The 26,831-nt window shown below is 69.3% G+C and carries 25 protein-coding genes; 16 read left to right on the forward strand and 9 right to left on the reverse strand.

Annotated features, from left to right (window positions below; all coding sequences use genetic code 11):
- Positions 1-21: 21 nt before the first annotated feature.
- Both ACOJTC_RS25425 and ACOJTC_RS25430 read right to left on the reverse strand, forming a co-directional pair.
- Positions 22-1,395 carry a M23 family metallopeptidase gene (locus ACOJTC_RS25425; RefSeq protein ID WP_420118774.1) on the reverse strand — a complete coding sequence of 458 codons (1,374 nt, stop codon included), beginning with the start codon at positions 1,393-1,395 and terminating at the stop codon, positions 22-24.
- A 123-nt stretch (positions 1,396-1,518) separates the two neighbouring features.
- A complete protein-coding gene (locus tag ACOJTC_RS25430) occupies positions 1,519-2,112 on the reverse strand; it encodes a LysE/ArgO family amino acid transporter (protein WP_420118775.1) in 594 nt (197 codons plus the stop codon).
- A gap of 69 nt (positions 2,113-2,181) precedes the next feature.
- Here ACOJTC_RS25430 and ACOJTC_RS25435 point away from each other — a divergent pair, with 69 nt between their 5' ends.
- Positions 2,182-3,063 (forward strand): LysR family transcriptional regulator ArgP, encoded by an 882-nt coding sequence (locus tag ACOJTC_RS25435; protein ID WP_420118776.1) that lies wholly within the window; start codon positions 2,182-2,184, stop codon positions 3,061-3,063.
- 48 nt (positions 3,064-3,111) lie between these two features.
- On the opposite strand, the gene ACOJTC_RS25440 is transcribed toward ACOJTC_RS25435, so the two are convergent.
- The gene (locus ACOJTC_RS25440) at positions 3,112-4,065 is read right to left on the reverse strand and encodes a GlxA family transcriptional regulator (RefSeq protein WP_420118777.1); all 954 of its coding nucleotides are present in this window, start codon (positions 4,063-4,065) and stop codon (positions 3,112-3,114) included.
- A 101-nt stretch (positions 4,066-4,166) separates the two neighbouring features.
- On the opposite strand from ACOJTC_RS25440, the gene ACOJTC_RS25445 reads away from it, so the two are divergent.
- Both ACOJTC_RS25445 and ACOJTC_RS25450 read left to right on the forward strand, forming a co-directional pair.
- Positions 4,167-4,823 (forward strand): DJ-1/PfpI family protein, encoded by a 657-nt coding sequence (locus tag ACOJTC_RS25445; protein WP_420118778.1) that lies wholly within the window; start codon positions 4,167-4,169, stop codon positions 4,821-4,823.
- A gap of 9 nt (positions 4,824-4,832) precedes the next feature.
- Positions 4,833-5,147 (forward strand): hypothetical protein, encoded by a 315-nt coding sequence (locus tag ACOJTC_RS25450; protein ID WP_420118779.1) that lies wholly within the window; start codon positions 4,833-4,835, stop codon positions 5,145-5,147.
- 162 nt (positions 5,148-5,309) lie between these two features.
- Here ACOJTC_RS25450 and ACOJTC_RS25455 read toward each other — a convergent pair whose 3' ends face one another.
- Complete coding sequence (locus ACOJTC_RS25455; protein ID WP_420118780.1) at positions 5,310-7,046, reverse strand: DUF6119 family protein; 1,737 nt, start codon at positions 7,044-7,046, stop codon at positions 5,310-5,312.
- A gap of 129 nt (positions 7,047-7,175) precedes the next feature.
- Between ACOJTC_RS25455 and ACOJTC_RS25460 the strand changes: the two genes are divergently transcribed.
- The 7 genes from ACOJTC_RS25460 (at position 7,176) to ACOJTC_RS25490 (ending at position 19,654) form a co-directional block, all read left to right on the forward strand.
- Positions 7,176-9,188: an N-6 DNA methylase gene (locus tag ACOJTC_RS25460; protein WP_420118781.1), complete on the forward strand. Its 2,013-nt coding sequence runs from the start codon at positions 7,176-7,178 to the stop codon at positions 9,186-9,188.
- Positions 9,189-9,500: 312 nt separating this feature from the next.
- Positions 9,501-11,462, forward strand: a complete 1,962-nt coding sequence (locus tag ACOJTC_RS25465; RefSeq protein ID WP_420118782.1) for a type I restriction-modification system subunit M — start codon at positions 9,501-9,503, stop codon at positions 11,460-11,462.
- Positions 11,459-12,763 (forward strand): restriction endonuclease subunit S, encoded by a 1,305-nt coding sequence (locus ACOJTC_RS25470; protein ID WP_420118783.1) that lies wholly within the window; start codon positions 11,459-11,461, stop codon positions 12,761-12,763. Before ACOJTC_RS25465 ends, ACOJTC_RS25470 begins: the two co-directional genes overlap by 4 nt.
- Positions 12,764-12,925: 162 nt before the next feature.
- Positions 12,926-15,973 (forward strand): type I restriction endonuclease subunit R, encoded by a 3,048-nt coding sequence (locus ACOJTC_RS25475; protein ID WP_420118784.1) that lies wholly within the window; start codon positions 12,926-12,928, stop codon positions 15,971-15,973.
- A 269-nt stretch (positions 15,974-16,242) separates the two neighbouring features.
- Positions 16,243-16,893, forward strand: a complete 651-nt coding sequence (locus ACOJTC_RS25480; protein WP_420118785.1) for a hypothetical protein — start codon at positions 16,243-16,245, stop codon at positions 16,891-16,893.
- A gap of 16 nt (positions 16,894-16,909) precedes the next feature.
- Entirely contained in the window at positions 16,910-18,499 is a 1,590-nt protein-coding gene (locus tag ACOJTC_RS25485) for a serine/threonine-protein kinase (RefSeq protein ID WP_420118786.1), read from the forward strand.
- An 18-nt stretch (positions 18,500-18,517) separates the two neighbouring features.
- On the forward strand, positions 18,518-19,654 hold the full coding sequence (locus ACOJTC_RS25490; RefSeq protein WP_420118787.1) for a hypothetical protein: 1,137 nt from the start codon (positions 18,518-18,520) through the stop codon (positions 19,652-19,654).
- A gap of 21 nt (positions 19,655-19,675) precedes the next feature.
- On the opposite strand, the gene ACOJTC_RS25495 is transcribed toward ACOJTC_RS25490, so the two are convergent.
- Positions 19,676-19,924, reverse strand: a complete 249-nt coding sequence (locus tag ACOJTC_RS25495) for a GntR family transcriptional regulator (RefSeq protein WP_420118788.1) — start codon at positions 19,922-19,924, stop codon at positions 19,676-19,678.
- A 103-nt stretch (positions 19,925-20,027) separates the two neighbouring features.
- Between ACOJTC_RS25495 and ACOJTC_RS25500 the strand changes: the two genes are divergently transcribed.
- The 6 genes from ACOJTC_RS25500 (at position 20,028) to ACOJTC_RS25525 (ending at position 24,335) form a co-directional block, all read left to right on the forward strand.
- Positions 20,028-20,297 (forward strand): hypothetical protein, encoded by a 270-nt coding sequence (locus ACOJTC_RS25500; RefSeq protein ID WP_420118789.1) that lies wholly within the window; start codon positions 20,028-20,030, stop codon positions 20,295-20,297.
- Complete coding sequence (locus ACOJTC_RS25505) at positions 20,290-21,078, forward strand: helix-turn-helix domain-containing protein (RefSeq protein ID WP_420118790.1); 789 nt, start codon at positions 20,290-20,292, stop codon at positions 21,076-21,078. The genes ACOJTC_RS25500 and ACOJTC_RS25505 overlap by 8 nt, the downstream gene beginning before the upstream one ends.
- A gap of 122 nt (positions 21,079-21,200) precedes the next feature.
- Positions 21,201-22,148, forward strand: a complete 948-nt coding sequence (locus tag ACOJTC_RS25510; protein ID WP_420118791.1) for a hypothetical protein — start codon at positions 21,201-21,203, stop codon at positions 22,146-22,148.
- A 260-nt stretch (positions 22,149-22,408) separates the two neighbouring features.
- On the forward strand, positions 22,409-23,083 hold the full coding sequence (locus ACOJTC_RS25515) for a DUF6308 family protein (RefSeq protein ID WP_420118792.1): 675 nt from the start codon (positions 22,409-22,411) through the stop codon (positions 23,081-23,083).
- Positions 23,080-23,343, forward strand: coding sequence for a hypothetical protein (locus ACOJTC_RS25520; RefSeq protein ID WP_420118793.1), 264 nt, complete (start codon positions 23,080-23,082; stop codon positions 23,341-23,343). Before ACOJTC_RS25515 ends, ACOJTC_RS25520 begins: the two co-directional genes overlap by 4 nt.
- A complete protein-coding gene (locus ACOJTC_RS25525; protein WP_420118794.1) occupies positions 23,340-24,335 on the forward strand; it encodes a hypothetical protein in 996 nt (331 codons plus the stop codon). The genes ACOJTC_RS25520 and ACOJTC_RS25525 overlap by 4 nt, the downstream gene beginning before the upstream one ends.
- A 174-nt stretch (positions 24,336-24,509) precedes the next feature.
- Here the strand turns inward: ACOJTC_RS25525 and ACOJTC_RS25530 are convergent, their stop codons facing one another.
- Genes ACOJTC_RS25530 through ACOJTC_RS25545 form a run of 4 tightly spaced genes read right to left on the reverse strand, consistent with a single transcriptional unit; the run spans position 24,510 to position 26,728 of the window.
- The gene (locus ACOJTC_RS25530) at positions 24,510-24,833 is read right to left on the reverse strand and encodes a hypothetical protein (RefSeq protein WP_420118795.1); all 324 of its coding nucleotides are present in this window, start codon (positions 24,831-24,833) and stop codon (positions 24,510-24,512) included.
- Complete coding sequence (locus ACOJTC_RS25535) at positions 24,830-26,023, reverse strand: WXG100 family type VII secretion target (RefSeq protein WP_420118796.1); 1,194 nt, start codon at positions 26,021-26,023, stop codon at positions 24,830-24,832. Before ACOJTC_RS25535 ends, ACOJTC_RS25530 begins: the two co-directional genes overlap by 4 nt.
- On the reverse strand, positions 26,020-26,340 hold the full coding sequence (locus tag ACOJTC_RS25540; protein WP_420118797.1) for a type VII secretion target: 321 nt from the start codon (positions 26,338-26,340) through the stop codon (positions 26,020-26,022). Before ACOJTC_RS25540 ends, ACOJTC_RS25535 begins: the two co-directional genes overlap by 4 nt.
- On the reverse strand, positions 26,327-26,728 hold the full coding sequence (locus ACOJTC_RS25545) for a YbaB/EbfC family DNA-binding protein (protein ID WP_420118798.1): 402 nt from the start codon (positions 26,726-26,728) through the stop codon (positions 26,327-26,329). Before ACOJTC_RS25545 ends, ACOJTC_RS25540 begins: the two co-directional genes overlap by 14 nt.
- Positions 26,729-26,831 lie beyond the last annotated feature (103 nt).

Genomic DNA, 26,831 nt, shown 5'->3' on the forward strand with positions numbered 1-26,831 from the left:
GGCGTCGGAAACAGGTGACCGTCAGACGGTGTAGAGGACCTTCACGCCGGTGACGGTGGTCGCCGAGACGGCGGTGCCCCGGACGTTGGAGTTGAGGTTGCGCCAGCCGTTGTTGCTGGCCGCCTCGTGCACCATTCCGCCGACCACGGTGTAGATGATCTTCACACCGTTGAAGCTGATCGCGGCGAGGGCGTCGGGGCTGACCCCGGAGATGCCGGAGTTGAGGTTGCGCCAGCCGTTGATGCTGTTCGCCTCGTGCACCCAGCCGCCGACGACCGTGTAGATGTACTTGACGCCGTCCATGCTGATCACGGCGAGGGCGTTGTTGCTGACGCCGGAGATGCCGGTCCACAGGTTGCGCCAGCCGTTGTTGCTGGCCGCCTCGTGCACCAGGCCGCCGACCACGGTGTAGATGATCTTCACGCCGTTGTGGTTGATGGCGGCCAGGGCGTTGGGGCTGACCCCGGAGATGCCGGTGTTCAGGTTCGTCCAGCCGTTGGCGCTGGACGCCTCGTGCACCCAGCCGCCGACCACGGTGTAGATGTACTTCACGCCGCCCACGTTGATCACGGCGAGGGCGTTGTTGCTGACGCCGGAGATGCCGGTCCACAGGTTGCGCCAGCCGGTGTCGCTGGACGCCTCGTACACCAGGCCGTTGTTGACCGTGTAGAGCAGCTTGTTGGTGCCCATGACCATGGCCGCGGTGGCCGAGCCGGTGATGCTGTTGACCGGCAGCATCTGCCAGCCGCTGTGGCTGCCCGACTCGTACACCTGACGGTTGGCGGCCTGGCCGCAGTTCTGGCTGGTCATGTTCCGGGCCGGCGAGGTGGGGCCGGAGATGTAGAGCGGGCCGGTGGACGGGCTGCCGTCGGAGGTGATGCCGGAGGGCACCCCGTTGAAGTACGACTCGGTCTTGACGCCGTCGCGTACCTGCTCGTAGTGCAGGTGCGGACCGGTGGAGTTGCCGGTGCTGCCGACCCGGCCGAGCTGCTGGCCGGTCGACACCCCCTGGCCGGCGGCGACCATCGGCGTCTCGATCATGTGCAGGTAGAGCGTCCGCCACCCGCCGCCGTGTTCGATGATCACGTGCCAGCCGCCGCCGCTGCCCCAGCCGGCGAAGGAGACGGTGCCGCTGGCGGAGGCGAGGATCGGCCGGCCGTTGCTGGCCCCGCCGGTGAAGGTCAGGTCGATGTCGTAGTCGTCGTGACCGTAGTAGGTGGCCATCCGCCACGTCTCGCCGCAGGGCACCGGCATCTGGAAGTTCGGCCGGGGGCCGGCGGCCTGGGCCGGGGTGGTCACGACGGCGGCGGCGCCCGCGAGCGCGAGCACCGCGACGCCGGTGGTCGCGAGCATCAGTCGGGCGGCGGTGCGGAGCCGGGCGAGTGGACCCGTCATGCGCGGTTCCCTCCAAAGTGGATCGTGGGGTTGAAGGATGTCGATCCTACGGGTCCCGAGGTCCGCCCGGAGGGCCCGCGCCGGTGCCGGATCAGCAGAGTGGGTGTCCCTACCGGCCGCCGTTCAGCCGGTGGCGACCGAGACGGCGACGGCCACCATGATCACGGCGATCGTCCCGTCGACGGCCCGCCACGCCGCCGGACGGGCGAGCAGCGGCCCCAGCCGACGGGCACCGAAGCCCAACCCGGTGAACCAGACCAGGCTCGCCGCCGCCGCGCCGGCACCGAACGCCCACCGGTTCGGGTCCTGGTGGGCGACCGTGCCGAGCAGCACCACCGTGTCGAGATAGACGTGCGGGTTGAGGAACGTGAACGCCAGACAGGCCAGCAGCGTCGCCCGCAACGTGGCCGCAGGGCGGTCCAACGGGCTGAGGGCGGCGGGGCGCAGGGCGCGGCGGGCAGCCAGCAGCGCGTACCCGAGCAGGAACGCGACGCCGCCCCCGCGGACGGCGACCAGGACGGCCGGCGTCGCGGTCAGCGCCGCCCCCAGGCCGGCGATGCCGGCGGTCATCAGGGTGGCGTCGGCGGCCACGCAGATCGCCACCACCGGCAGCACGTGCTCCCGGCGCAGCCCCTGGCGCAGCACGAAGGCGTTCTGCGCCCCGATGGCGACGATCAGCGCGAGGGAGAAGCCGAAACCGGCGAGCACGGAACCCATGACGGCCACGCTAGGGCGGTCGCCTGCTGCACTCCAGCTAAAGAATCTGCATCACCGTTAGAATCGCTTATGCCGCTCGACCCGGTCCAGCTCGCGACGTTCCAGGCCGTCGTCACCCACGGCAGCTTCGACGCCGCCGCGCGGGCGATGAACGTCACCCCGTCGGCGGTCAGCCAGCGCATCAAGGCCCTCGAACAGGCCGTCGGGCAGGTGCTCGTCCGCCGTAGCCGGCCGTGCGTGCCGACCGCCGCCGGTGCCCCGCTGGTCCGCCTGGGCGGGCAGGTGGCGCTGCTGGAACAGGAGGCCCTCGACGCGGCGCGCGGCACGCTGGGCGACGGCACCCGCACCCGGGTCGCCGTCGTGGTCAACGCCGACTCCCTCGCCGGCTGGTTCCTGCCGGCCCTGACCGCCGTGCCCGACGTGCTGGCCGACCTGCGCACCGACGACGAGGGGCACACCGCGCGGCTGCTGCGCGACGGCACCGTGATGGCGGCGGTCACCACCGAACGCGTGGCCGTGCAGGGCTGCCGGGTGCTGCGCCTCGGCGCGATGCGCTACCTCGCCGTCGCCGCACCCGCCCTGCACGCCGCATGCTTCGCCGACCGCGACCCCGCCACCGTGTTCCCGACCGCGACGATGATCCGCTTCGACCGCAAGGACACCCTGCAACACCGCTTCGCCCGTACGCTCACCCGCCGCGACGTCGACCCGCCGACGCACTTCGTGCCGGGGACGGCCGCCTTCACCGAGGCGGTCCGGCTCGGCCTCGGCTGGGGCCTGCTCCCCGAAGCCGTCGCCCGCCCCGACCTCGCGGCCGGCCGCCTCGTCGAGATTGCCGCCGGCCGGCACCTCGACGTGCCGCTGTACTGGCAGTACTGGCGACTGGAGTCGACGGCGCTGGCGGCGCTGACGGCGGCGGTCCGGGCCGCCGCGAGCACCGCACTGCGCTGACGGTGAGCGGGGCGGACCCCGTCGGGACGGCGCACGGCGGGCCTCCGCTCAGCCGGCCACCCGCCCGGCGACGAACGTCCTGCGGTACACCTGGGGCGACACTCCACTGAGCCGCTTGAACTGGACCCGGAAGTGCGCCGGTGAGGCGAAACCGACGAGGTGGGCGATTCGGTCGACGCCGTGGTCGGTGCGTTCCAGCAGCTCCTGCGCCCGGCGGACACGCACGGCGGCGACCCACTGCATGGGGGTGCGGCCGGTCTCCTCGTGGAAACGGCGGTTGAGCGTCCGCACGCTGAGTCCGGCCCGGGCGGCCACGTCGGCCAGGGTCAGCCGCTCGTCCGCGTGCGACTCCAACCACTGCAGGACCGGGCCGAGACCCACCCCGGCGGGGTCCACGCCGGGGCGCACGATGAACTGCGCCTGCCCCCCGTCGCGGTGCAGCGGGGCCACGGCCTGCCGGGACGCGTCGGCGGCGACCGCCGCCCCGTGGTCCCGGCGGACCAGGTGCAGGCACATGTCCACGCCCGCGGTCGCCCCGGCGGAGGTGACGAACTGGCCGGTGTCGACGTACAGCACCGCCGGGTCCACCCGGACGGCCGGGTACGTCGCCTGGAACAGTTCGGCGGCGGCCCAGTGCGTGGTGGCCCGCCGCCCGTCGAGCAACCCGGCGGCGGCCAGGGTGAACGCGCCCACGCAGATCGAGGCGATCCGGACGCCGGCGGCGGCAGTCGCCCGCAACGCGTCCAGCACCGCGCCGGGCACCGGCGCGGTCGGGTCGTACCGGCCGGGCACGATGACGGTGTCGGCGTCGGCGAGCGCGTCGAGGCCGTGGTCGACGGCCAGCCGCAGCGGGCCGGCGTCGACCACCGGCCCGCTGCCGCAGACCAGCACCCGGTAGCCGGGCCGGCCGCCCGGCAACCGCACCCGGCCCAGCACCTCGATCGGGGTGGCCAGGTCGAACGCGATCGTGCCCGGGAGCGCCAGGACCAGCACGGTGTGCACGGCGGCACCTCCCCGGGATCGACCACGTGCGGCAAGAAACAGTCGGACCATGGCAATCCTGCCACTGGCCGGGTCGGGCGGCGAGGCCGAGGATCGGTGGCATGTTGGTACAGATCGTGTTGTTCGACGGGTTCGACCCGCTCGACGTCGTCGCGCCCTTCGAGGTCCTCGCCGCCGGCGGCGACACCGTCGGGGGCGCACTGGCCGTGGAACTCGTCTCGGCGCAGGGCCCGAGGGAGGTGGTCAGCGGCACCCGGGGCCTGACGCTGCGGGCGACCGGGACGCTGGACCCGACCCGGTCGGGCTACGTCGTGGTGCCCGGTGCCAGCGGTCCGAGCACCGGCGACCCCGACGAGGGCGTGGTGACCATCCCCGTCCTGCTGGCCCGGTTCGCCGACTCGGCGGCCGTACCGCTGTTGCGCGCCGCCCTCGACAATCCCGACGTGACGATGGCGGCCGTCTGCGGCGGGTCGCTCGCCCTGGCCATGGCCGGCCTGATCGAGGGCCGCCACGCGGTGACCCACCACCTCGGCATGGACGTGCTCGACGCCACCGGCGTACACGCGGTGCCGGCGCGGGTCGTCGACGACGGCGACCTCGTCACCGCGGGCGGCGTCACCTCCGGCCTGGACCTCGGGCTGCACATCCTGGAACGGGAGTTCGGCCCCCGGGTCGCGCACGCCGTGGAAACCCTCTTCGCCTACGAGCGACGCGGCACCGTGTGGCGTGCCGCCGGCCACCTTCCCGTCCCGGTCTGAGGAGAAACGGTGGTACACCCCGTCATCGGCACCTGGGACGTCAGCCTGAAGACCCCCATCGGCACGCTCCGCGCCACCTACGTCTTCCACGACACCGGCGGGGCGCTCACCGGCACCGCGTCGACGGCGGCGGAGACCGTGGCGCTGGCGGCGGTGACCTGCGCCGGCCCCCGGATGACCTGGCGACAGTCGGTGACCCGGCCGATGCGCCTGCACCTCGACTTCGACGTGGTGGTGGACGGCGACACCCTGGCCGGTCACTCCCGGGCGGGTCGGCTGCCCCGCACCGTGGTCACCGGCACCCGCCGTCCATCCGCCAACTGAGGGCCACCGCCCTGCGCAGAACGAGCTTGTCCGGGTCGACGGTCGACGGGGTGAGCCCGGGACCAGGGCCGATGATCTTCGGGCGGTGACCCGGCAGAACGGGGGGAGATCCGTCGAAGCTCATCACGCGCCTCCTGAGGTCGGCTTGAGGTGGGTGGTGGATCAGGCGGCGGGGATGCCGACGACCTCGACGTCGACATCCTCGGTGCGCAGCGCCTTTACCGCCCGGTAGAGCGCCACCTGGGCGAAGGTGAACAGCGTGCCGACGGTGACCGGCCGGCCGCTGCCCAGGGCGATCGCGTAGATCACCTTGCGGGGGCGGAAGTCCGCGCCGATCTCCCGGCCGTTGGGCTGCCGCCGGACCAGCTCGGCCAGTCGCTCCCGGGCGTCCGCCTCGTAACGCAGGGCGTCCACGGAGGCGGCACCCTGGGCGAAGAGGTGGCTCAGCGGTGAGCTGCCGGAGGCGCGCTTGACGTGGATCAGCTCGCCGTCCGGGCCGAGCAGGTCACACGCCTCGATGCCGCGCCGGTGCTGGGCCGTGCGCAGCAGCTTCTTGTCCAGCAGGACCAGGCGGGGGTCGCGGCCGGCGGCGGCCCGGTTGTAGGCGTCCTCGTCGGGCAGGTCGGGCGTCCACGGCGGCAGGGTGATGCCGCAGGGGCGGGCCAGGATCTCGGCGATCTCCTGGTGCAGGAACTCGCGGTGCCGGTCGCCGATCTCGTACCAACCGCCCTCGTGCAGCAGGAGGTGACTCGTGCCGACCGCCACCTCGGCGGTGATCCAGCGGGAGGCCGGCGTCGAGAGCAGCTCCTCGGTGCCGCGCTCGTCGGTGTGCAGGGTGATCCGTCCCCGCTGGAGCCCGGGCCACCGGTCACCGGCGGGTACCCGACGGGTGTGGTCCAGCAGGGCCGGCAGGTTCAGCTCGTCAACGAGCGATGTCCGCCGCCCGGACTTCGGGACCTGGATCCGGTAGGACCGCACCGCTTCGATGTCGTCGACCAAATCGCCGGGGACGGCCATCCCGAGCTGCGCCGGATCCGGCTGACCGAGCCGTGCATCCAGCTCGGCGGTGAGCGCGGGCAGCCGGGGGTCGTGGGGGGAGACCGGCCTGATCTGGGTGACGAAGGCGAGGTCGGCCAGCGGGGACTCCTGCCGGCAGACCCGGTCGATCTCCCGCAGGTCGGCGAGCATCCCGGCGGGCTGCACGGCGAGGTGGATGCGCAGCGCGTCGCCGCCCTCGATCTTGGTGGGCCGGCCGGCGTGGCGGCACACGGTCAGGTTCGGGTTGTGGGCCGGTCCGCTGAGCTGGCCGACGATCTCGCCCCACTTGTCGATGCCGAACCTGCGGATGGGCTGGCCGGCCGGGACGAGGCTGCGGTCGACCCGTCCGGCGGTGCCGATCATCCGCCGCCGTACCTGACGGATCTCGCTGGGCAGTAGCGCCCGGACGGCGAAGGAGACGCCGAACGTCGGGTCAACCACGCCCTGGTCGATCATGTGCCGGCCCAGCGTGCCGTAGGCGAGGGCGTAGGCCCGGTCGTCGACGGCGAGCAGCAGCAGCCCGCCCCCGCTGCTGTGGCCGAGGTCGACCTCACGGCCGGTGAGTGCGGTGAGGACGTCGCACCAGTCGGCACGGGGGCGGGGCACCGTGCCGTGCACCAGCAGGGCGGGCGCTCCGGCGACCTGCCGGGTGTTGACCGGGAAGCCGCTGTCCACCAGGTACCGACGGTTGAGCGCCCTGGTCAGGCCGGCGGCGGTCGGCTCCACCCGGAGCCGGTAGACCGTCGTCAGGTAGGTCTCGGGCGGCGGTGCGGGCATCGGGTGCGCGAAGAGCGGGGGCTGAGTGTTGCCGGGCCTGCGGGAGTCCTCCCGGGCACCGGGGCGCATGCTCGGACCGGTCATCCGGTGGTGCTGGGCGTGACGCATCGTCGATCCCCTCGTCGGCTGATTCGTGTTGCGATGAACATGAGAACATCATCCGTGAACGCTGTCAACGAACATGATGCTTGACGGCTATGGCACACTGCGAAAATGCAGGAGACAGCGACCATGACGGCGGCGGAGATCGCCCGACTCGCCGGGGTCGGCCGGGCCGCGGTCAGTAATTGGCGCAAGCGGCACCCCGACTTCCCCGCCCCGGTGGGTGGCTCGGCGGCCAGCCCGGAGTTCGCCCTGACCGAGGTCGAGCGGTGGCTCCGCGACCAGGGGAAACTGCCGGACCTTGCCCCCGCCGAGCGGCTCTGGCGGCACCTCGCGGCGGCCGGCGACTCCCCGGCCGCCACCCTCGCCGCCGTCGGCATGCGACTGCTCGCCCGCCATCGGCCTGCCCGAACCACCACCCCGCCGCTCGGTGCACCACAGCCCGACGCGGTGCCGCCCGCCGTCCCACGGTCCGCCGACCAACCGGCTACGGGCCCGATCCCCGCCACGCTGCTGGCCGACATCGACGCCCTCGCCGACGACCGGGGAGCGCCGGAGGCCTTCGAAGATCTGTGGCAGCGGTTCTCCGGCCCTGGCCCCGGCCGTCCCCTCGCCACCCCGGACGACCTGGCCGATCTGATGGTCGGGCTAGCGGCCGTGGACGGCGGCACCGTGTTGGACCCGGCCGTCGGCTCCGGAGCCACCCTCCGGGCCGCCGCCCGTGCCGGCTGTGCCGCCGCGTACGGGCAGGAGATCGACGCGGACCTCGCCGCGCTCGCCGGCCTCTGGCTGGCCCTGCGGGACGTGCCGGGCGAGGTGCGCACCGGTGACTCGCTGCGCGCCGACGCGTTCGCCGGCCGACAGGTCGACGCCGTCGTCTGTCACCCCCCGTTCGGGGCCACCAACTGGGGCGACGACGAACTGGGCCATGACCCCCGCTGGATCGTCGGCACCACCCCGCGTACCGAACCGGAGCTGGCCTGGGTCCAGCACTCTCTGGCGCACCTGCGGGTCGGCGGGCACGCGGTGCTGCTGATGCCGCCCACCGTGGCCAGCCGACGCGCCGGCAAACGCATCCGCAGCGAACTCCTGCGCCGGGGCCACCTGCGTGCGGTGATCGCGCTCCCGCCGGGGGCGGCCGGGTCGCACGGCGTACCGCTGCATCTGTGGGTGCTGCGGCGGGCCGCGACGGACGCGCCACCGCCGGCCCGGGTGCTGCTGGTCGACGCGGCCGGCGGCGACCTGGCCGAGACCGCACCCCGGGTGCTGGCCGCGTGGCGGGAGTTCGACGCCGCGCCGGACGACGAGGTCGACCAGGTCGGGTTCGCCCGCACGGTTCCGGTGATCGAGCTGCTCGACGAGGACGTCGACCTGACGCCCGCGCGCCGGCAACCGGCAGTCGGCAGCGAGGTGTCGGGGGAGCAGTTGGTACGCACCCGGGAGCGGCTTGCCGCTGTCGTCGCCGAGCTGCCGGAACTGATCCCGCAGGCCACCCCCGTGGCGGGAGGGCCGGAGGGACTCACCCTCACCGTCGGCGAGCTGGTGCGCAGCGGCGCGCTCCAGCTGTTCGGCCCGATCCGCTCCGGCCTGCCCGACAGCTCGTCGGGGCGAGCGTCCGGCTCCACGCCGGTGGTTGCGTCCGACGGTCCGCCCGTGCTCACCGTGTCGGACGTGCTGGCCGGGGTGCCCGCCTCGGGGCAGGTCGACGACCGGCTCGGGCAGCAGGTCCCGCTGGCGGTCGGGGACGTGGTCGTGCCGATGGTGGCGCGGGAGCTGACCGCCCGGGTAGTGACCGCCGAGGGCGCCCTGCTGGGGCGCAACCTGTATCTGCTGCGGCCCGACCCGACGAGGCTCGACCCGTGGTTCCTCGCCGGGCAGCTCCGCACGACGACGAATGAGCGGCAGGCATCGAGCCTGTCGGGGACGCTGCGGTTCGACATCCGGCGGGCGCAGGTGTCCCTGGTGCCGCTGGACGCGCAGCGGGCCTACGGGGAGACGGTCCAGCGGCTGTTCGCCTTCGAGTCGGCCATCCGGCAGACGGTGTCGCTGGGAGCCGACCTGGTGCGGCTGACCGCCGACGGGCTGGCCGCCGGCTCGATCCGGCCGGACGGGTCGGCCCGGTGAACCAGCTGACCTGCGCGGCCCGGCGTGGGTCCTCGCCACCGCAGGGGTGCATCGTCGGATATCCGACCCCGAACGGGCGCGGCGACAGTCATCGGCGCGAACCTGGCAGATCGGGCGGATCGGATCGGTCGACCCCGTCAGCAGGGGCGGAGGTCGGCAGCAGCGGTCCGCGCCCGACGATCCGGACGAAGGCGGTTCATCTGTCGGTCATGGCCCGATGACACCCGGTCGATCATCACCCCCGAGTGGGGGAGCGCGGCGGGCGAGCCCAACAGCCATAATCCTTGACTCAAAGCAATCGGAAGGAACGTGGTGAGCACCAAGCACCAAGAGTTGGCGAACTTCATCTGGTCGGTGGCTGATCTGCTGCGGGGCGACTACAAGCAGTCCGAGTACGGTCGGGTGATCCTGCCGTTGACCGTGTTGCGTCGCCTCGACTGTGTGTTGGCGCCGACGAAGGACGCGGTGCTCGACCGGCACCGGCAGCTCAGGGCGTCGGGTGTGCAGAACGTGGATCCGGTGTTGCGGCGGGCGGCGGGGCTGTCGTTCTACAACACCAGTGAGATGTCGTTCCGCAAGTTGCTCGGTGACCAGGACCATGTGGCGTTGAACCTGCGTGCCTACATCGGTGGGTTCTCGCCGGGTGCGGTCGACGTGTTGGAGAAGTACGGCTTCGACACGCAGATCGGCCGGTTGGCCGAGGCGGGTCTGCTGTATCAGGTGGTGGCGAAGTTCGCCGACATCGACCTGCACCCGGACGTGGTGTCCAACCACCAGATGGGTTACGTCTTCGAGGAGCTGGTGCGCCGGTTCTCCGAGATCAGCAACGAGACCGCCGGTGAGCACTTCACCCCGCGTGAGGTCATCAAGCTGATGGTCAACCTGCTGCTCGCCCCCGACGAGGAGGAACTGATCACCCCGGGCATCGTGCGCAAGGTCTACGACCCGGCTTGTGGCACCGGTGGGATGCTCAGCGAGGCGCAGGAGCACATCGAGGCGCACAACGCGCATGCCACGGTGGAGGTGTACGGGCAGGAGCTGAACGGGGAGACGTACGCGATCTGCCGCTCGGACATGATGCTCAAGGGTGGCGACCCGACGAAGATCGCGTTCGGCAACTCGTTCAGCCAGGACGGCCACGACGGTGAGCGCTTCGACTACATGCTGGCCAACCCGCCGTTCGGGGTGGAGTGGAAGAAGGTCGAGAACTACGTCAAGGCCGAGCACGCCCGGGGTCACGCGGGTCGGTTCGGTGCCGGGCTGCCCCGGATCAACGACGGTTCGTTGCTGTTCCTCCAGCACATGATCTCGAAGATGAAGCGCCCCGAGGACGGCGGTAGCCGCCTGGCGATCGTGTTCAACGGTTCGCCGTTGTTCACCGGGGCGGCCGGGTCGGGGGAGTCGGAGATCCGCCGCTGGATCCTGGAGAACGACCTGCTCGAAGGCATCGTGGCCCTGCCCGACCAGCTCTTCTACAACACCGGCATCTCCACGTACTTCTGGATCCTCACCAACCGCAAGGACGCGTCCCGCCGCCGTAAGGTGGTGCTGCTCGACGGCCGCGACCACTGGACCAAGATGCGCAAGAGCCTCGGCGACAAACGCAAGATGCTCACCGACGACCACATCACCGAGCTGACCCGGGCCTACGTGGACGCGCTGACCATCGCCGACGACCCGGAGCACCCGCAGCACGCCAAGGTGAAGGTCTTCGCCACCACCGACTTCGGCTACCAGCGGATCACCGTCGAGCGCCCGCTGCGACTGCGCTTCGAGGTCACCGACGAGACGGTCGCCCTGCTCGCCGAGGCGCGGGCCGTCGGCAAGTACGCCGACCGTGAGTCGCTGCTCGCCGGGGCCAAGTCCCTCATTGGTACGTCGTCAGCGACGCGCGCGGAGTTCGCGATGCAGCTCAACGGCCTGGGGAAGCTGCCGGCGGCGGTGGAGAAGGCGGTCTGGGAAGCGTTCTCGGTCAGCGACCCGGAGGGGGAGGTGCAGACCGACCGCAAGGGCAACCCACTGCCGGACACCGACCTGCGCGACAACGAGAACGTGCCGCTCGACGAGGACATCCACGACTACCTCAAACGCGAGGTCCTACCCCACGTCCCCGACGCCTGGGTTGACGAATCCAAAACCAAGATCGGGTACGAGATCCCGTTGACCCGTCACTTCTACGTCTACCAGCCACTTCGACCGCTCTCCGAAATCGATTCTGAAATTAAGGCGTTGGAGGCTGAGATTAGAACGCTGCTAGATGAGGTGACGGCGTGAGCTGGAAATCGACAACACTTCGGGCGGTAGCCGAAGTGGATCTGGGGCGACAGCGCGCTCCTCAGCATGAGAACGGATCGCACATTGTTTCGTACCTGCGTGCGGCTAATGTCAAAGACGGTTCACTCGATTTAAATGATGTTCTTGAAATGAACTTTACGCCCAAAGAGCAGCAAGTCTTTGCGCTCAAGCCGGGCGATCTGCTTATGACCGAGGGGAGCGGTAGTCGTTCGGTTGTCGGAGCCTCTGCTTTCTGGCGCGGTGAGATCGAAGGGACTGTCTGCTTTCAGAACACTCTCCTTAGACTTAGGCCGCGACCTGAGTTGATAGACGGCCGATTCTTATCCTGGTGGGTCAAAGGTGCGCGGGAATCGGGCCTGCTTGCATCGATTGCTGGCGGTGCGAATATCTATCACCTGGGCGCTGACAGGGTGAGGCAGCTTCCGCTTATGCTTCCGCCCATCGAAGAACAGCGGCGCATCGCTGACTTCCTCGATGCCGAGACGGCGCGGATGACGCGTCTTCAGTCGCGGTATGAGCGGGTGCTTGAGTTGCTCGAAGAGCGCGGCGCGGTAATGGTCCGAAGCCTCATCGCCGGCCAAGACGTTGAGGGGGGATACCCAGGCAATGACCTTCGAGTTCCATGGTTGGGTGAGGTCCCGGCCGCCTGGGCGATTACCACTCTCGGTCGAATCTCGCGTACCTACACGGGGACAACTTTCCCTCGCGAGTTTCAAGGAATGCTGTCAGGTGATCTTCCTTTCGTTAAAGTAAGTGACTTCTCTCGGGCCAATGAGCGGAGCGAGTTAAGGGATTCGGCTAACTGGGTAACGCGACAGGTGGCTGTCAAGCTTGGAGGCCGTGTGGTGCCTCGTGGTGCCATCCTTTATGCGCGTGTCGGTGCTGCAATGCTCCTGAATCAGCGTCGGCTTACTACGCGAGATGCTATCGTGGATGACAATGTGCGCGGGGTTTTGTTCGCCGCCGGTCATGTGAGGTACTGGTTGCACGTTCTGGGGGCCGTGGACCTCGCCGCTTTCGCGAACCCTGGTCCGGTTCCATCTGTCAGCGAATCGCAGGTAGCGGCGATCCCCGTGCCGTTCCCGCCCGTCGCTGAACAGATTTTAATTGCCGATCGCATCGATGCCCAACTGGAGGAATCCCATCGGTCCAAGATCCTTTTATCGCGGCAGGTTTCACTGCTTCAGGAACGAAGGCGCTCAGTCATTACTGCGGCAGTTTCTGGAGAGATTGACGTGACTACTGCTTGCGGCTGGACGGGTGGCCCGCATGCATTATAAGTGGTTCTTCGAATCGGGCTGTGAGCTCGATATTTGTGTCGAAGTTAGGAGGGGTGCAGGCATAGCGAACTATCAGCCAACGACTAATTCGCAGTTGGATGAAACCCTCGCGCCGGCCGCGCCAGGACGCGTCTTCGTCGCTTTGCAGGAGTTGGAGGTCGCATGAGTGAGCGCACCTTCGAGGCGGCGATCGAGGCCGTGCTGCATCAGACCGGATGGCTGGCCAGTTCTCCTGGCCACTACGACCGCTCGCTCGGCCTCGACACCGCCAAGTTGTCTGCGTTCGTCGGTGCGACCCAGCCGGAGGAGTGGGCGCGGCTGCTGGCGTACCACGGGAACGATTCGGGTGTGGCGGAGCGGGAGTTTGCGCAGTACCTCGCCAGGCAGATCGACGAACGCGGCCCGCTCGACGTGCTCCGCCGGGGTGTGAAGGACAAGGGCGTGCCGATCCGGCTCGCCTACTTCAAGCCCGCGCACGCCATCACCGACGACGCGCTCACGCTCTACCGCGCCAACCGGCTCACCGTCACCCGGCAGCTCGCCTACTCGACCAGCAACAACAACACCCTCGACCTGGTGCTCTTCGTCAACGGCATCCCGCTGGCGACCGCCGAGCTGAAGAACCCGCTGACCGGGCAGACCGTCGAGGACGCCAAAGAGCAGTACCGTAAGACGCGCGACCCGAAGGAACTGCTCTTCGCCCGGCGTACCCTCGTGCACTTTGCCGTCGATCCCGACCTGGTCTTCGTCACGACGCGGCTGGCCGGCGAGCGGACCCGGTTCCTGCCGTTCAACACCGGGTCCAACGGGCCGGGGGTTTCCGGCGGTGCCGGGAACCCGCCCGTCGGGGTGAGCGGTTACCGCAGTTCCTACCTGTGGGAGCAGATCTGGCACCCGGACACCTGGCTGGATCTGATCCGCCGGTTCCTGCACACCGACAAGGAATCCAAGGCGCTGATCTTCCCGCGCTACCACCAGTGGCACGCGGTGACCCGACTGACCGAGCACGCCGCCCGGCACGGCTCCGGGCAGAACTACCTGGTCATGCACTCGGCCGGGTCGGGCAAGTCGAACACGATCGCCTGGCTGGCGCACCGGCTGTCCAGCCTGCACACCGCGCACACCCTCGACGAGGACGCCCGCGCCACGGGGCTGCGCCCCGACGAACCGGTCTTCGACAAGGTCATCATCATCACCGACCGGGTGGTGCTCGACCGGCAGCTCCAGGACACCGTCTTCCAGTTCGAGCACGTGCCGGGCGTGGTGCAGCGCATCGACAAGGACTCCACCCAGCTCGCCGCCGCCCTCCAGGGCGAGACCGCCAAGGTCGTCATCACCACCATGCAGAAGTTCCCCTACATCCTCAACCAGGTGCAGGGGCTGCGCGGCAAGCGGTTCGCGGTCATCGTCGACGAGGCGCACTCGTCGCAGTCCGGCGACTCGGCCGCCGCGCTCAAGAAGGTGCTGCTCCGGCTCGGCAGCGACGACGTGGACGAGTCGGGCGACCTGCTCACCGCGTCGGCGTTGGCCCGGGGTCGGCACCAGACGTTGTCGTACTTCGCGTTCACCGCCACCCCCAAGGCGAAGACCCTTGAGCTGTTCGGCAGCCCGCACCCGGTCACCGGGGACGCACAACCGTTCCACACCTACTCGATGCGGCAGGCCATCGAAGAGGGGTTCATCCTCGACGTGCTGCGCAACTACCTGACCTACAAGTCGTACTGGAAGCTGGCCAACGCCAACCCCGACGACCCGGAGGTCGACCCCAGGAAGGCCGGCGCGCAGCTCGCCCGGTTCGCCAGCCTGCACCCCACCATGCAGGCGCAGAAGGCCGAGATCATCGTCGAGCACTTCCTCAAGCACACCGCGCCGCGCCTCGGTGGGCGCGCGAAGGCCATGGTGGTCACCGCCTCCCGCGAAGGCGCGGTCCGCCTGCACGCCGCCATCAGGAAGTACGTCGAACTGCACGGCTACGCCGGCTGTGACTCCCTCGTCGCGTTCTCCGGAGAGCTGGAGGTCGACGGCGTCGAATACACCGAGGCCCGGGTCAACGGCTTCGGCGAGGGCGAACTGACCGACCGCTTCGCCTACACCGCCGCCGACGACCGGCACGCCGGCACGCCCAAGGCGAAGCAGGCGGTGGAATACCGAATCCTGGTGGTGGCCGAGAAGTACCAGACCGGCTTCGACCAGCCGCTGCTGACCACGATGTACGTCGACAAGCTGCTCAAGAACGTGGCCGCCGTGCAGACCCTGTCCCGGCTCAACCGCACCCACCCGCTCAAGACCCAGGGCGACGTGTTCGTGCTCGACTTCGTCAACGAGGCAGGTGACGTCGCCGCGCACTTCCGGCCGTACTTCGAGACCGCCGCCACCACCCCCACCGACCCCAACCTGCTCTACACCGCGCAGCACGCGGTGACCGGGTACCCGGTGCTCGTCGAGTCGGAGATGCAGGCCTACGCCGAGGCGCTGCTCGCGGCCGAAGCCAAGGCCACCACCGACACCGGCCTGCAACGGGCACACGCCGCGCTCTACCGCTTCACCGAACCGGCCGTCGACCGCTTCAAGGCCCTGGCCGAGCAGGACCCGGAGGCCGCGACAGGCTTCCGGTCCGCACTGCGCGACTACACCCGGATGTACGCGTTCCTCAGCCAGGTCGTGCCCTACCACGACGACGACCTGGAACGGCTCTACCTGTACGGCCGGGCGCTGCTCAACCGGCTGCCCCGCCAGCAGGACCCGTCCGTCGACATCGGCGAGGTGCAGCTCACCCACCTGCGGGTCAGCAAGACCGGCGAACACGACGCGTCGCTGTCGCCGGAAGGGGAGCAGATGCTGCCCGGCTTCCTCGGCGGGGCGGTCGGCAAGCAGAACGACCCCGACCGGGTGGCGCTCTCCGAGCTGATCGACGCGTTCAACGAACGGTTCGGCATCGGGCTGGGGGAGGCCGACAAGGTCTGGATCGAGCAGCAGATTGTCGCTCTGGCCGAGGACGGCACCCTCGAAGCCGCCGCCATGGTCAACGACGAGAGCAACTTCGGCGTGGTCTGCGACCGGCGGATCGAGGACGTGATCCTGTCCCGGCATGACGACAACGGCAAGCTCATGCAGCGCTACCTCGACGACGAGAGCCTGCGCTCCCAGCTCAACCAGTTCGCCCGTCGGCAGGCGTACCAGATGATCCGCCGCCGCAAGGGCATCGCCTGACCGCGTTCGTGAAAGGAGGACGGGTGCCCCCGTCCGACCACCCCTTCCACCTTTGGGTAGCTCGTGACACTGTGTCAACAACGATTGCCCCGCAAAGAATTCGGGTGAATGGCAGGGCAAATTTTCGCAAGCAGGGAAACGTTAGTTTCCTTATGCTTCATAAATCGTCAGGTAGCAATGCGTCCGACAGGCGGTTGGGTTGGCTAATTGTTCTGACTGCCGTCGGTATTGCCTACGCTTGTTTTTCGGATGAAGAGCCCCGTTGGGGAATGGCGCTGATTGGTGTCGTTGGCGTTTTCTGCTTGGTGCCGGTCGTGTTGTCCGATGCCCCGGACAAAGCGAAAACAGTAAAGCCGTCGCTGCAATCGCTTCCAAGTGGCACTAGGGTGCTGACCAGGTTTGACGAGCGCAGAGTGTTCGACGATCTGCAAACGCTGGCGGATCGGATTGACAAGACGCTGCCGGCTTTGGCTGGACTGGTCGATTCGAGGGACGCGGCTTCGCTGGTGGCGCAGAGTCTCTGGCAGGGTGCTGGGATTCTCGCACGGAAGCAGGAGATTCGGGGCGTCCGAGAGGACCTCGCGAAGCATGGTCATCCTGGCTCCCCAATGACGAGCCGTGCCCGGCTGGAGCTCCAAAGCCAACAGGCGCGGGCTGGCGCGCTATGGCGCGAGGTAAACGAGGATCTCGCCACGCTCGTGTCGCAGTTGACGGTGACCGCAGAGGCCGGTGAGGCGTTCGTCCGAGACAAAGAAATCGATGACACTCTACAGCGCACTGCCGATGCCATTAACAAGCTGTCGCTTGATATTTCACCTATCGAGGCCAATGCCGGAGAGCAACTTGCTGACAAAACAACGGCAGTGTTGACCGCCTACCGGGAACTGAGCGAACTATACGGCGGCGGAACTCAGTCGTGACGACGGTGGGATGCTGATGCGGGCGCAGGAGCGGGTGGCGGGCCGGTACGAGCTGACCTATCCGGTCGGTCACGGCGGGATGGGGGAGGTGTGGGCCGGGTTCGACGAGAAGCTTGACCGGCCGGTGGCGATCAAGTTCCTGCGGCAGCTCGCCGTCCCCGAGGGCGAGCGGGAGAACGCGGTCGAACGCTTCATGCGGGAGGCCCGGGTCACCGCCCGGCTAGACCATCCGGGGGTGCCGAGCGTCCACGACGTCGGCTACCACGGCGACGACATCTACCTCGTCATGCAGCTTGTGCCGGGCATGGTGCTGGCCGACCTGATCGCCGAGCGTGGCCCGCTGTCAGTGCCGTGGTCCGCCGCGATCGGTGCCCAGATCTGCTCGGTGCTGGCTGCCGCCCACGTGGCGTCCCTCGTGCACCGGGACCTCAAGCCGCAGAACCTGATGGTCACCCCGACCGGCACGGTGAAGGTGCTCGACTTCGGGGTGGCCGCGCTGCTCGGTCCCACCGACGGCCCTCGGCTCACCGCCACCGGGCACACCCTGGGCACACCCACCTACATGGCCCCCGAGCAGGCGTTGAGCAGCGTGGTCGGCCCGCGCGCCGACCTGTACGCGCTCGGCTGCGTCCTCTTCGAGCTGCTGACCGGCAGTCCGCCCTACCGGGCCGACAGCCCTCTCGGCATGCTGCACCGGCACATGAACGACCCGGTTCCGTCGGTCGCCGAGCACCGGGCCGGCGTGCCCGACGGTCTGGTGCGACTCGTAACCCACCTGCTGGCCAAGGACCCACAGCACCGACCGGCGTCGGCCGCCGAGGTGTACGAGATCCTGATGCCCTTCGGCAGCGTCGCACCGGAGATCGCGGCCGACCTGGTGGTCACCGTCGCGGACGGGCAGGTGGTGGACCCGACCATGCCCTACCGTTACCCCTTCGGCCCGGTGCCGCAACAGGAGCCGCTGCCGCCGACCCGGCGGGACGTCGTGCCTCGGCGCGTGCCGGTGGACCTCGTCCAGCGACCCTCGTTCGAGGAGCTTGCCCAGGCGCAGGATCGCGCCTGGGAACTGGCCGAGCAGGAGCGCTTCACCCAGGCCGCCGAACTGCTCGAAACGGCACTTCGCCCAGTAGGGAGAGGGCGTGCGGCGAAACATCCGCAGATGCTGGAGTTGCGGCTCAACCTCGCTAACCTTTACGTGCTCGCTGGTGCCTACAGAGAGGCGCTGCCCGAATTCGCCAGCCTCGTCGATGACCTCGCTGAACGACCTGTACCAGATCAGGAGTTGATCTGGTATTGCCGTCAGCAGGCGGCAATGTGCCAAGCCGAAATCGGCGAGGCAGGCACAGCGCTAGCCGAGATGCGCCTGCTCTTGGCCGAGCAGCAGGGGAACCTGGCGACAGACGAGCTTTTGCCGATCCGGCAACAGATCGCCATTCTTGCCGCCGGAGTCGGTGAGCTAGCGCAGGCTCAACTTCAACTCGACGAGTTGCTTCAGGACGTGATCCGACTGCATGGCCTCGATAGTCCGCTGGTGAGTGAGATAGAGGCACTGCTGAGTCATCTCTGTCGACTCGACGGCAGTGATGGTCGTGGAGCGCCACGATAATTGAGAGAGGTAGCCTCTATGTATGAGTTGAAGGATGTGCTCAAGCAGTGCGTCGAGCGCATCCAGCGGTATCGACAGCAGCGGACGCGGATCCCTGAGCAGAGCACCAGGATGAGCTTGATTGATCCCGTAATTGATGCGCTCGGGTGGGATATCCATGACTTGGAAGAGGTTCACCCTGAGTATCGCCGACGAGGCGTCGACAACCCCGTCGACTATGCGTTGCTGATATTGCGCACCCCACGGTTGTTCATCGAGGCGAAGGCGCTCGGTGAAAACCTTGACGATCCCCGCTGGGCAAATCAGATTATCGGTTACGCTGCGTCAGCAGGTGTCGAGTGGGTCGCTCTTACGAACGGGGCCGAATGGCGAGTTTACAACGCGCATGCACCGGTGCCGGTCGAGCAGAAGCTCTTCCGTATTGTAAGCCTGGAGTCCGACCTCGATGCGGCATCGGAGCTGTTATCACTTCTTAGTAAGGAGAACATGGGGCAGAATCGCATCGAGGAACTCTGGAAGGGATACTTCATCGATCGCCAGGTATTGGCTGACCTGCTTGACCTCTTCGGTGATGGAGAACCGGCGCCAGAACTGGTGGGATTACTTGACGACCGGTTGCCCCGCCTCACCCGCAACGAGATCCGTTCCAGTCTGATCCGTGCCCGTGCCTCATTTGACTACCCGGCCCCAACGGTCCCGGTGCGCTCCATTAGTGCGGCGAATCCTGCGGTATCTCTGACGGCCGAAGGGTCGGTGACGATGCGAACGGATCTTTCCAAGCCGCCAGCAGGCGGAGTAATCCCGCCACGTCGGTCCAAGCGTGCAGTCTCCCAAGCCGAACGATCGATCAAGCTTGCCGACATTATCCGGGTTGGTCGACTATCACCAGGGGCAGGGCTCTATGCCCGGTACAAGGGCGTGTCATACACCGCCGAACTTCTCGCCGACGGCACCGTCCGATTTGATGGTCGTCCGTTCCCCACACCATCCGCCGCTGGCCGGGCGCTGAAGATCGACGCGAACGGACCTGGAACTCCTGAGACTGTTCTGGCCACGGATGGCTTGGACTTTTGGTCCTCGAAGGACGCGATACGAGGTGACATTGCCTCGCTCAAGGAGATCCGCCGTAGGGCTGCCGACAGAGAGGACGGGTAGCTCAACAGAGGGCGTCGTAGGTCAGATCGAGCGTTGTGACTCCGGCTTTGCCGTGTCGGCCACAAAGACCCCCAACCCTTGTCTGCCGATGAGTTCCCCGGCCTCGATCATGGAGTCGACGGCTCTCCGGACGGTCGCAGAACTCGTGGAGTGCTGGTCCATGAGGTCCCGGGTGGTCGGAATCTTGTCGCCGGGCTTCAGTAGCCCTGCCTTGATCCTCGCCCTCAGATCATCACGGATTGATCTCCAGAGGGGTTGGGCGTAGGGCATACCCCGATGTCATCACCGGCGAACCGGCAGTAGACGAGCAACCCAAGGTTTGCTAGGAATGCTAGGAAGAACCGGTAGGCTCCGGGCGACACAGGGAGGCGGCATGGGTGGGCGGTGGAAGTGGTTTCTGCGGTCGGGGACGGTCGCGGTGGACCTGACCGGGCAGGTGGGGCCCGACGGGGACGGCCCGGGGCGCTGGCGGCGCAGGATGGTCGAGGGCGTCGTACCCGATGGGGTGGACACGTCGCGGTGCGACGGCGCGTCCGGCCACGGGTGGCCGGTGCGGCTGGCGGGGGAGGCACCCAACCAGCGCGCGGACCGCTACCGGGTGCGGGTGCCCCGCCAGCGGTGGCGGGCGGGTTCCGATGGTTGAGGCCACCGGCTCCTCCGTGCCGCGCCGGCACCTCGGCCGGGTGCTGCGGGAGTTGCGTACCGAGGCGTGTATGACGCTGGACGCGGCGGCCGAGGCGTTGGAGTGCAGCCGGCACAAGATGTGGCGGATCGAGAGCGGCCTCGGCATGGTGCGCGCGGTCGACGTGCGGGCCATGTGCGAGCTGTACGGTGCGCGGCGCGAGCTGACCGGCGCGCTGATCGCGCTGGCCGGCGAGACGCGGGGGAGGGGCTGGTGGCACGCGTACGGGGACCCCGTACCCGAATGGTTCGACCTCTACGGCGGCCTGGAGTCCGCCGCGTGCCGGCTCCGCGAGCACGCCGGGGCGCTGGTTCCCGCCCTGTTGCAGACCCGGGCGTACGCTGCAGCGACCTGCCCGCACCGGCCTGGCGCGACCGCCGAGGAGCGGGAACGGCCGGTCGAGGCGCTGCTGCGGCGGCAGGACCTCCTCCGGCGGCGACTGCCCCGACCGCCGCGCTACGGGGTGCTGCTCGCCGAGGCGGTGCTGTTGCGGGAGGTGGGCGGCGCGGCGGCCATGGCCGGACAGCTCCGGCACCTGGCGGAGGTGAGCCGGTTGCCGCAGGTGTCGATCCGGGTGCTGCCGCTTGCCGCCGGGGTGCACGACGGGGCGCTCTACCTCGACCGGCCGGCCGAGTGGGCCGCCTACGAGCAGGTCTGGGCGGGCCTGGACGGGGTGGCCCTGGACGAGGAGGAGTCACGCCGGCTGATCGTCAAGATCGGCGAGGAACTGCACCCCGGCTGACCGGTCCCGATGACCGTGGCGCCTTGACGAGGATCGTGCCGGTGAGCCACACCGCATTCGTGTCGTCGGCCCGGTGCGGACGGAGAACCCGGCCCGTCGGGGGCGTGCGGAAGGATGGGGGTATGCAGAGCTTCCTGACCCCGGAGCAGATCGCCCACCGTACCCGGCGTGCGGTCGATGCGGCCGTCCACGCCGGACGCGCACGGGGGCTCGACGTGACCGACGCCCGCGTGCTCTACGAGGCCTTCTCCGTGGTCGTGCACCTTGCACCGTCGCCGGTCGTGGCCCGGGTGCCCACGGTCCTGCCCGCCTACGCGGACCTCGACAGTGTGGCCGGTCGGCAGCGGGCGGAACTGGACGTGACGGGATGGCTCACCGAGCGGGGCGTGCCGGTCATCCCGCCCAGCCCGCTCGTGCCCCGCGAACCCGTCCGGCACGACGGCTTCTCGATGACGTTCTGGCAGCTGATCGAGCTGGCACCGGCCGGGGAACCCGACTACGTGGCGAACTGTGGCCTCGTGCCCGAGCTGCACGCCGCCCTGCGTGACTATCCGGGTGAGTTGTCGTTCCTGTCCGCCGCCGAACCGCAGTTCGTCGAGGACGGCCTCGTCGCGCTCGACGGCCAGCCCGAGCTGATCGACCCGGCGGACCTGGACCGTGCCCGCCGCGAATGGCAGGTGCTGGCACCACTCGTACGCTCCCGCGAACTGTTCGAGAAGACGTTCCCCGGGGTCGACCTCCAACCCGTCCACGGCGACTCCCCGGTCGTGAACATGGTCGCCGGGGTGGACGGGTACCGCTACGCCGACTTCGAGATGGTGACGCTGGGGCCCGTCGAGTGGGACGTCGTCGGCGTCGGTCCGGACGGTGAGGCCGCCTACCGGCGTGCGGCGCAGCACCGGAACATGCGGGACCTCGACGAGGGGGTACTGCGTTTCGTGACAGCGGTGGGGATGCTGCGGGGCGTAGCCTGTCTCGCCCTGGCCCCACAGTTGCCGATGCTGGCGGACGCCCTCGGCGGCATGCTCGACCAGTGGCGGTCGACGCCGTTCGCCGGAGGGCTCGGCTGACCGTTTGATCCAGCTCCGCCGGCTGTCATGTTGACGACGCGACGGCGGTGGCCATCGATGGAGATGGTGACGTTTACCCGTTCCCCGGCATCGCCGATCGGGCGAAAGCTCAGGTAGACGACGACTGCGGTGGCGTTCTGCCCGGCCACACACGAGTGATGGCTGTGCCGCGGAGTGGTGTTGCCCCGCCGGTCACCGATCTGGTTGTCTTCCGACCTGTCGTTTCGCTGCTGGGACCACCGACCCCTCGAAGGAGAAGCGTGCCGCAACCCCTGACTCTCGCCGAGATGCTGGCCGTACTCGATGATCCCCGGTCGGTTTCCGACCTGCACAGTTACTACCTGGGCACCGGCGACGAGACGTTCACCGGCGGACAGTTCGACCAACTCGGTGGTGGCGGGAGCCGTCCCGAGACGGCCGGCGTCATCACCGCCGAGGACCTTGTCGCGGTGGAACTGCTGCGTGTGCGCGTGCCGCCGCAGCAGGCGCTCGACCTGTTGCAGGGGCCGCTCGGCGAGCGGGTCGCCGCCGAGCTGGGGAGGATTCCGGTCGACGTGGCGCTGGGCACCGACGAGGCGTACCCCCTGGTGGTGGCGGGCGGTCCCGCCGACACCGCCTGGCGGGCGCTGCGCGACGCCAAGGGCATCGGGTGGGTCGTCGCCGGCAAGCTGCTCGCCCGCAAGCGTCCGAAGCTGGTGCCGGTGTACGACACGGTGGTGTCCTGCGCCTACCGCACCGGCACCGGCTTCTGGGAGTGGCTGCACGGCAGGCTCCGCGAGGACGATGGCGTGCTTACGCAGCGGCTGCACGCACTGCACAAGGATGCGGGCCTGCCCGAGGCGGTGAGCCTGCTCCGCGTCCTCGACGTGGTGTTCTGGATGCGGCACCGTCCGGTGCACAGCGGCGACCACTGTGCCGGAATCCGTCTGCTGTGAGCCAGGACGAACGGCAGTTCACGGTACGCATCAGGGGCGTAAAGCCGGAGAAGTACGCCGACATCGTCAACGCGGTGTGGATGCAGTTGGAGGCGATCGGAGGCGACTTCGCCGTGATCCCGGACCGATCTGCGAATGCGGCTGCACTCGACGCCCGCTGGGACTCGTACAGTCGGGTTTCCTGGACAGCGGGCGGCCGGGGCGGGACGCCGCAGGCGAAGGCGGCGGGCAGGCGGCGCTCCACCGACAACGGCCGATGACGGCACCGAGGTCACGCGTTCGTCCGACGCAGTGCATCTGCGTCAACTGCGGCGACACCGTCCACGGCCGGGCGAACACCCGCCAGCGTGGGCCGGACATCGCCTGGTATGCCCACTGCCGACCCTGCGCGAACCTGGTCACCGACCAGATGCAACCGCTCGGCCTGCTGCCGGGCGGGGGCGTCGACGTCTACCAGTGCCGCACCTGCGGCAGCCTCCGGGTCTGTCGTACCGGCTGGCGGACCCGATGCCACATCTGCCTGGACGAGCGCTCCGCCGGGCCGAGCCTCGCCACCGGGGCACGCCTGCTGACCCGGTTGCCGGACGAACCCGCGCTCGCGGATCGGGTACGCCACTTCGCCGGCCTCGCCGGCACCGACACCATCCCCACCCGGGCCGCCGCCGAGTTCCAGGCCGCGATCGCCCTCGGCGAGGAACTCGACAGGCACCGCCGCGACGGCTGGGCCGACCTGGCTGGCGACGTCCACGGCCTACCGTGGTTCGGCGTACGGCAGGCGCCCTTCTCCCACGGTACCTGGGGCCTGCACCTGCGCTGCGGCTCGTGGCAACGGCTGCGCGACCGCACCTGCGCCCAGTGCCCGCCCGAGCCCGAGGACCGGACCTTTGCCGCGCTCCGCGACACGCCGTACCTGCTGTATCTGGTGCGGCATCGCGGATTGCTGAAGTTCGGCGTCGGCGGAGCGGGCCGGGTACGGCAACACCTGCGGGCGGGTGCCCGACTGGTGCAGGTCGTCGAGGGTCGGCACGCGGACGTCATCGAGGCGGAGGCGGTCCTCAAGCGGCAGAAGCGGGCGGCGGGGGAGCCGTTGCGCTGGTGGCGTACCCGACGGATGCCGGAGTCGTTCGGAGCGGGCACCGAAGTGGTCCGCAACGGCGTACGGATCAGGCTCGGCGACTACCTGCGTGACGGGATCGACGTGACCAGCCGCTTCACGAGCGCCCCCGGTACGACGCGGGGAAGTACCCGATGATCCGCAGGGGCCGGGATGCCGCTTTGGGTTAGCTATACCATGAGGCGGGTCGCGGTAACGGCATGGGTGTATCCCTGGCGCAGGATGGAGAGGAGGCCAGGACTGCTCCGTACTGTGGTTTGGTCAGCAGCCGTCATCGCAGTGAGGCTGTCAAGCGCATGATCTCGTCCTGCCTCAGTCTGGATCGGCCGCGTACGTGGCGTCCACCAGATTCTGGAGGTGGCGGAGAACGTCGGTCTTGTGGTCGTTCTCCGGGAGATCCTCCTCGCCGGCTTCCACCAGGCCGCGTCGCCAGTGATCGAAAATCTCCGTCTGCGCGCTTGGTGGCAGTTCATGGACCCAGACCGAGCCGAGATTGTTGTCGACGACCTCCTGAAGTTGGTCCGCGACCTGCCTGTCGGAGAGCCGTGCGATGAGGAACTCCAACGTCCAGTCGAACAGTCCGCCGGTCGCACTCCAGTCGACGCCGGGCTTCAGCACGATGAGGCCAGCCATCATTTCCCCACAATGAACACTCGCGGGCCCAGGCCGCGATCGGCTATGAACCGCTCGATCGTAGCGATCTGCTCCGCTGAGAACTGCGAAACGTCGACCGGTACGAGGTCGGCCTTGGTCAGATGTCGCTCGATCTGATACTGCAACTGGGGCCACTGCTGATCGAAGTAATGGCCAGGGAAGTTGCCGACCGCATCGTAGGTGCGTCCGTTGCTGTCGACCCAGTCGGCGGACGAGCCCTCAGGTGCCCGGGACAGCGTCACCTCCAACTCCCGCTCCAGCCGGGCAGCCGTCTCGGCCTCACCGGGCCGGAACCTGCCGGTCGCCGGGTCCATGCCGAGTGCGCGGAACCGTTCTTCCTCGTCCAGATGCGGCGGCTCGGAGCTACGGGGAGTGGCGGGATGAGACGCGTTCCTTCCGCCTGCCGGATCGTCCCGATGGAGCCGGCTGAGGAGTTGCTTGAGTTTCTCGATGAGGCCGCCGAGGTGGCGTAGTTCCGGCAGCAACCGCCGCAGGCTGGCCAGCAGCCCGCGTAGCAGCCTGGCGATCCGCGCCGCCCACGAGCCCACCAGCGTGGTCACCTGCTCCACCACCCACGGCGTGGCGAGCCCACCGGTGGCGAGCAGTTCGCCGGCGTACACGATGAGGCGGGAGACGCAGGCGGCGATGGCGTCGCGGACGAGGAGCCGGACGGCGGCGACGAGGCCGGCGGCACCCTCGGTGGCGGCGGCGAGGGTGTCGGCGCCCTCGGCGAGACCGGTGATCGCCCGGTGCTGCTCGGCGGCCCAGGCCCGGTAGGCGGTGCCGGCGCTGCCATCCCAACCGGTGATCTCGGTGCGCACCGCGTGGGTCAGTTCGGCGGCGTCCTGCCGGAGCGCTGCGGCGACGTTGCGCCAGGTCTGGGCGTGGGCGGTGATCTGTGCGGGGTCGCCGGCGAGCCAGTCGAGGGCTTCGCTGAGCGGCCTGACGTGTTCGATGAGCCAGGCGATGCCGTACTGGAGCAGCGCACCGACCGGGTCGGAGACGAGAGCGAGGGCGTCCAGGCCGGCGTTGACCACGCCGAGGCTGCCGTCGATCCAGCTGCCGGTGCGGACGCCCTGGGCGATGAGTTCGATGTCCTCGCAGATCCAGATCCCGGCCCACGCGCTGGGGTCGGTGTCCGACGCCGTGGCGACCAGCGGGTTGCCGGTCACCGGCCGTCCCGTATCCGGTCGAGGTGTCGGGCGGCGCGGGTGTCGGCGGCCCGGTAGCCCGCGGCGCTGGACCGCAGCTTCGCGGCGGTGTCACGAACCGATCCGGCGGCGGTGCCGACGCCGTCGACCAGCCTCTGCTGGAGGCCGCCGAGCAGCGCCGGCATGATCGCGCAGAGTTGCCCGTACGCGTCGGCGTCGAGCTGGACGTGTCGGCCGGCCCTGGCTGCGGTGTCGAGGCTGTCGGCGCAGCGGTCGAGGTGGGCGGCGTGCCGGTTCAGGTCGTCCGGGTCGACCCGGATGCCGTCACCGGTGGGCATCCGGCGTGCCCGGCCCGGCGTCGAGTCGCCGCCGGTGGGACTCGATGATCGCCCGGGTGGCCGGGTCGTCGACACCGAGGGCCCGGGTGGTGGCCTCGGTGAGCTGCCGCAGCAGGTCGGTGCGGGCGGCCCGGGTGGTCGCCATGATCTGGCGGGCGGTGTGGGCGGCGGAGTGCTGCCGGGTCTGCTCGTCGAGCCGCAGGTCGACCAGCAGGCCGGTGGAGTCGACGGTGACCTCGATGGTGCGGTCGGAGCTGCGGGCGCTGCCGGTCAACGCCTGCGCGCTGGCGGACAGGGCCCGTGCCCGTTCCGCCTGCCCGACGAGCGACGACTCCCACTCGTCGAGCCGGCGTGCTGCGGCGTCCAGTGCCGCCTCGTCCGCCCACATCCGACCCTCCCCAGGGGACAGTGGCCCCGTCGCCACCTCGCCCGGTGGCGTCGGCCCGCCGGGTGGTCGACCGACCCGCCGTCACCGACACGGTCGCAACCGG

It is taken from the genome of Micromonospora sp. (assembly GCF_048594385.1).
GTDB lineage: Bacteria > Actinomycetota > Actinomycetes > Mycobacteriales > Micromonosporaceae > Micromonospora > Micromonospora wenchangensis.

Coding starts and splice junctions, on each gene's coding strand:
- ACOJTC_RS25425 (WP_420118774.1), bottom strand. CDS start 1,395: ATGACGGGTCCACTCGCCCGGCTCCGCACCGCCGCCCGACTGATGCTC.
- ACOJTC_RS25430 (WP_420118775.1), bottom strand. CDS start 2,112: ATGGGTTCCGTGCTCGCCGGTTTCGGCTTCTCCCTCGCGCTGATCGTC.
- ACOJTC_RS25435 (WP_420118776.1), top strand. CDS start 2,182: ATGCCGCTCGACCCGGTCCAGCTCGCGACGTTCCAGGCCGTCGTCACC.
- ACOJTC_RS25445 (WP_420118778.1), top strand. CDS start 4,167: ATGTTGGTACAGATCGTGTTGTTCGACGGGTTCGACCCGCTCGACGTC.
- ACOJTC_RS25455 (WP_420118780.1), bottom strand. CDS start 7,046: ATGACCGGTCCGAGCATGCGCCCCGGTGCCCGGGAGGACTCCCGCAGG.
- ACOJTC_RS25460 (WP_420118781.1), top strand. CDS start 7,176: ATGCAGGAGACAGCGACCATGACGGCGGCGGAGATCGCCCGACTCGCC.
- ACOJTC_RS25475 (WP_420118784.1), top strand. CDS start 12,926: ATGAGTGAGCGCACCTTCGAGGCGGCGATCGAGGCCGTGCTGCATCAG.
- ACOJTC_RS25480 (WP_420118785.1), top strand. CDS start 16,243: ATGGCGCTGATTGGTGTCGTTGGCGTTTTCTGCTTGGTGCCGGTCGTG.
- ACOJTC_RS25485 (WP_420118786.1), top strand. CDS start 16,910: ATGCGGGCGCAGGAGCGGGTGGCGGGCCGGTACGAGCTGACCTATCCG.
- ACOJTC_RS25490 (WP_420118787.1), top strand. CDS start 18,518: ATGTATGAGTTGAAGGATGTGCTCAAGCAGTGCGTCGAGCGCATCCAG.
- ACOJTC_RS25495 (WP_420118788.1), bottom strand. CDS start 19,924: ATGCCCTACGCCCAACCCCTCTGGAGATCAATCCGTGATGATCTGAGG.
- ACOJTC_RS25500 (WP_420118789.1), top strand. CDS start 20,028: ATGGGTGGGCGGTGGAAGTGGTTTCTGCGGTCGGGGACGGTCGCGGTG.
- ACOJTC_RS25505 (WP_420118790.1), top strand. CDS start 20,290: ATGGTTGAGGCCACCGGCTCCTCCGTGCCGCGCCGGCACCTCGGCCGG.
- ACOJTC_RS25510 (WP_420118791.1), top strand. CDS start 21,201: ATGCAGAGCTTCCTGACCCCGGAGCAGATCGCCCACCGTACCCGGCGT.
- ACOJTC_RS25525 (WP_420118794.1), top strand. CDS start 23,340: ATGACGGCACCGAGGTCACGCGTTCGTCCGACGCAGTGCATCTGCGTC.
- ACOJTC_RS25530 (WP_420118795.1), bottom strand. CDS start 24,833: ATGATGGCTGGCCTCATCGTGCTGAAGCCCGGCGTCGACTGGAGTGCG.
- ACOJTC_RS25540 (WP_420118797.1), bottom strand. CDS start 26,340: ATGCCCACCGGTGACGGCATCCGGGTCGACCCGGACGACCTGAACCGG.
- ACOJTC_RS25545 (WP_420118798.1), bottom strand. CDS start 26,728: ATGTGGGCGGACGAGGCGGCACTGGACGCCGCAGCACGCCGGCTCGAC.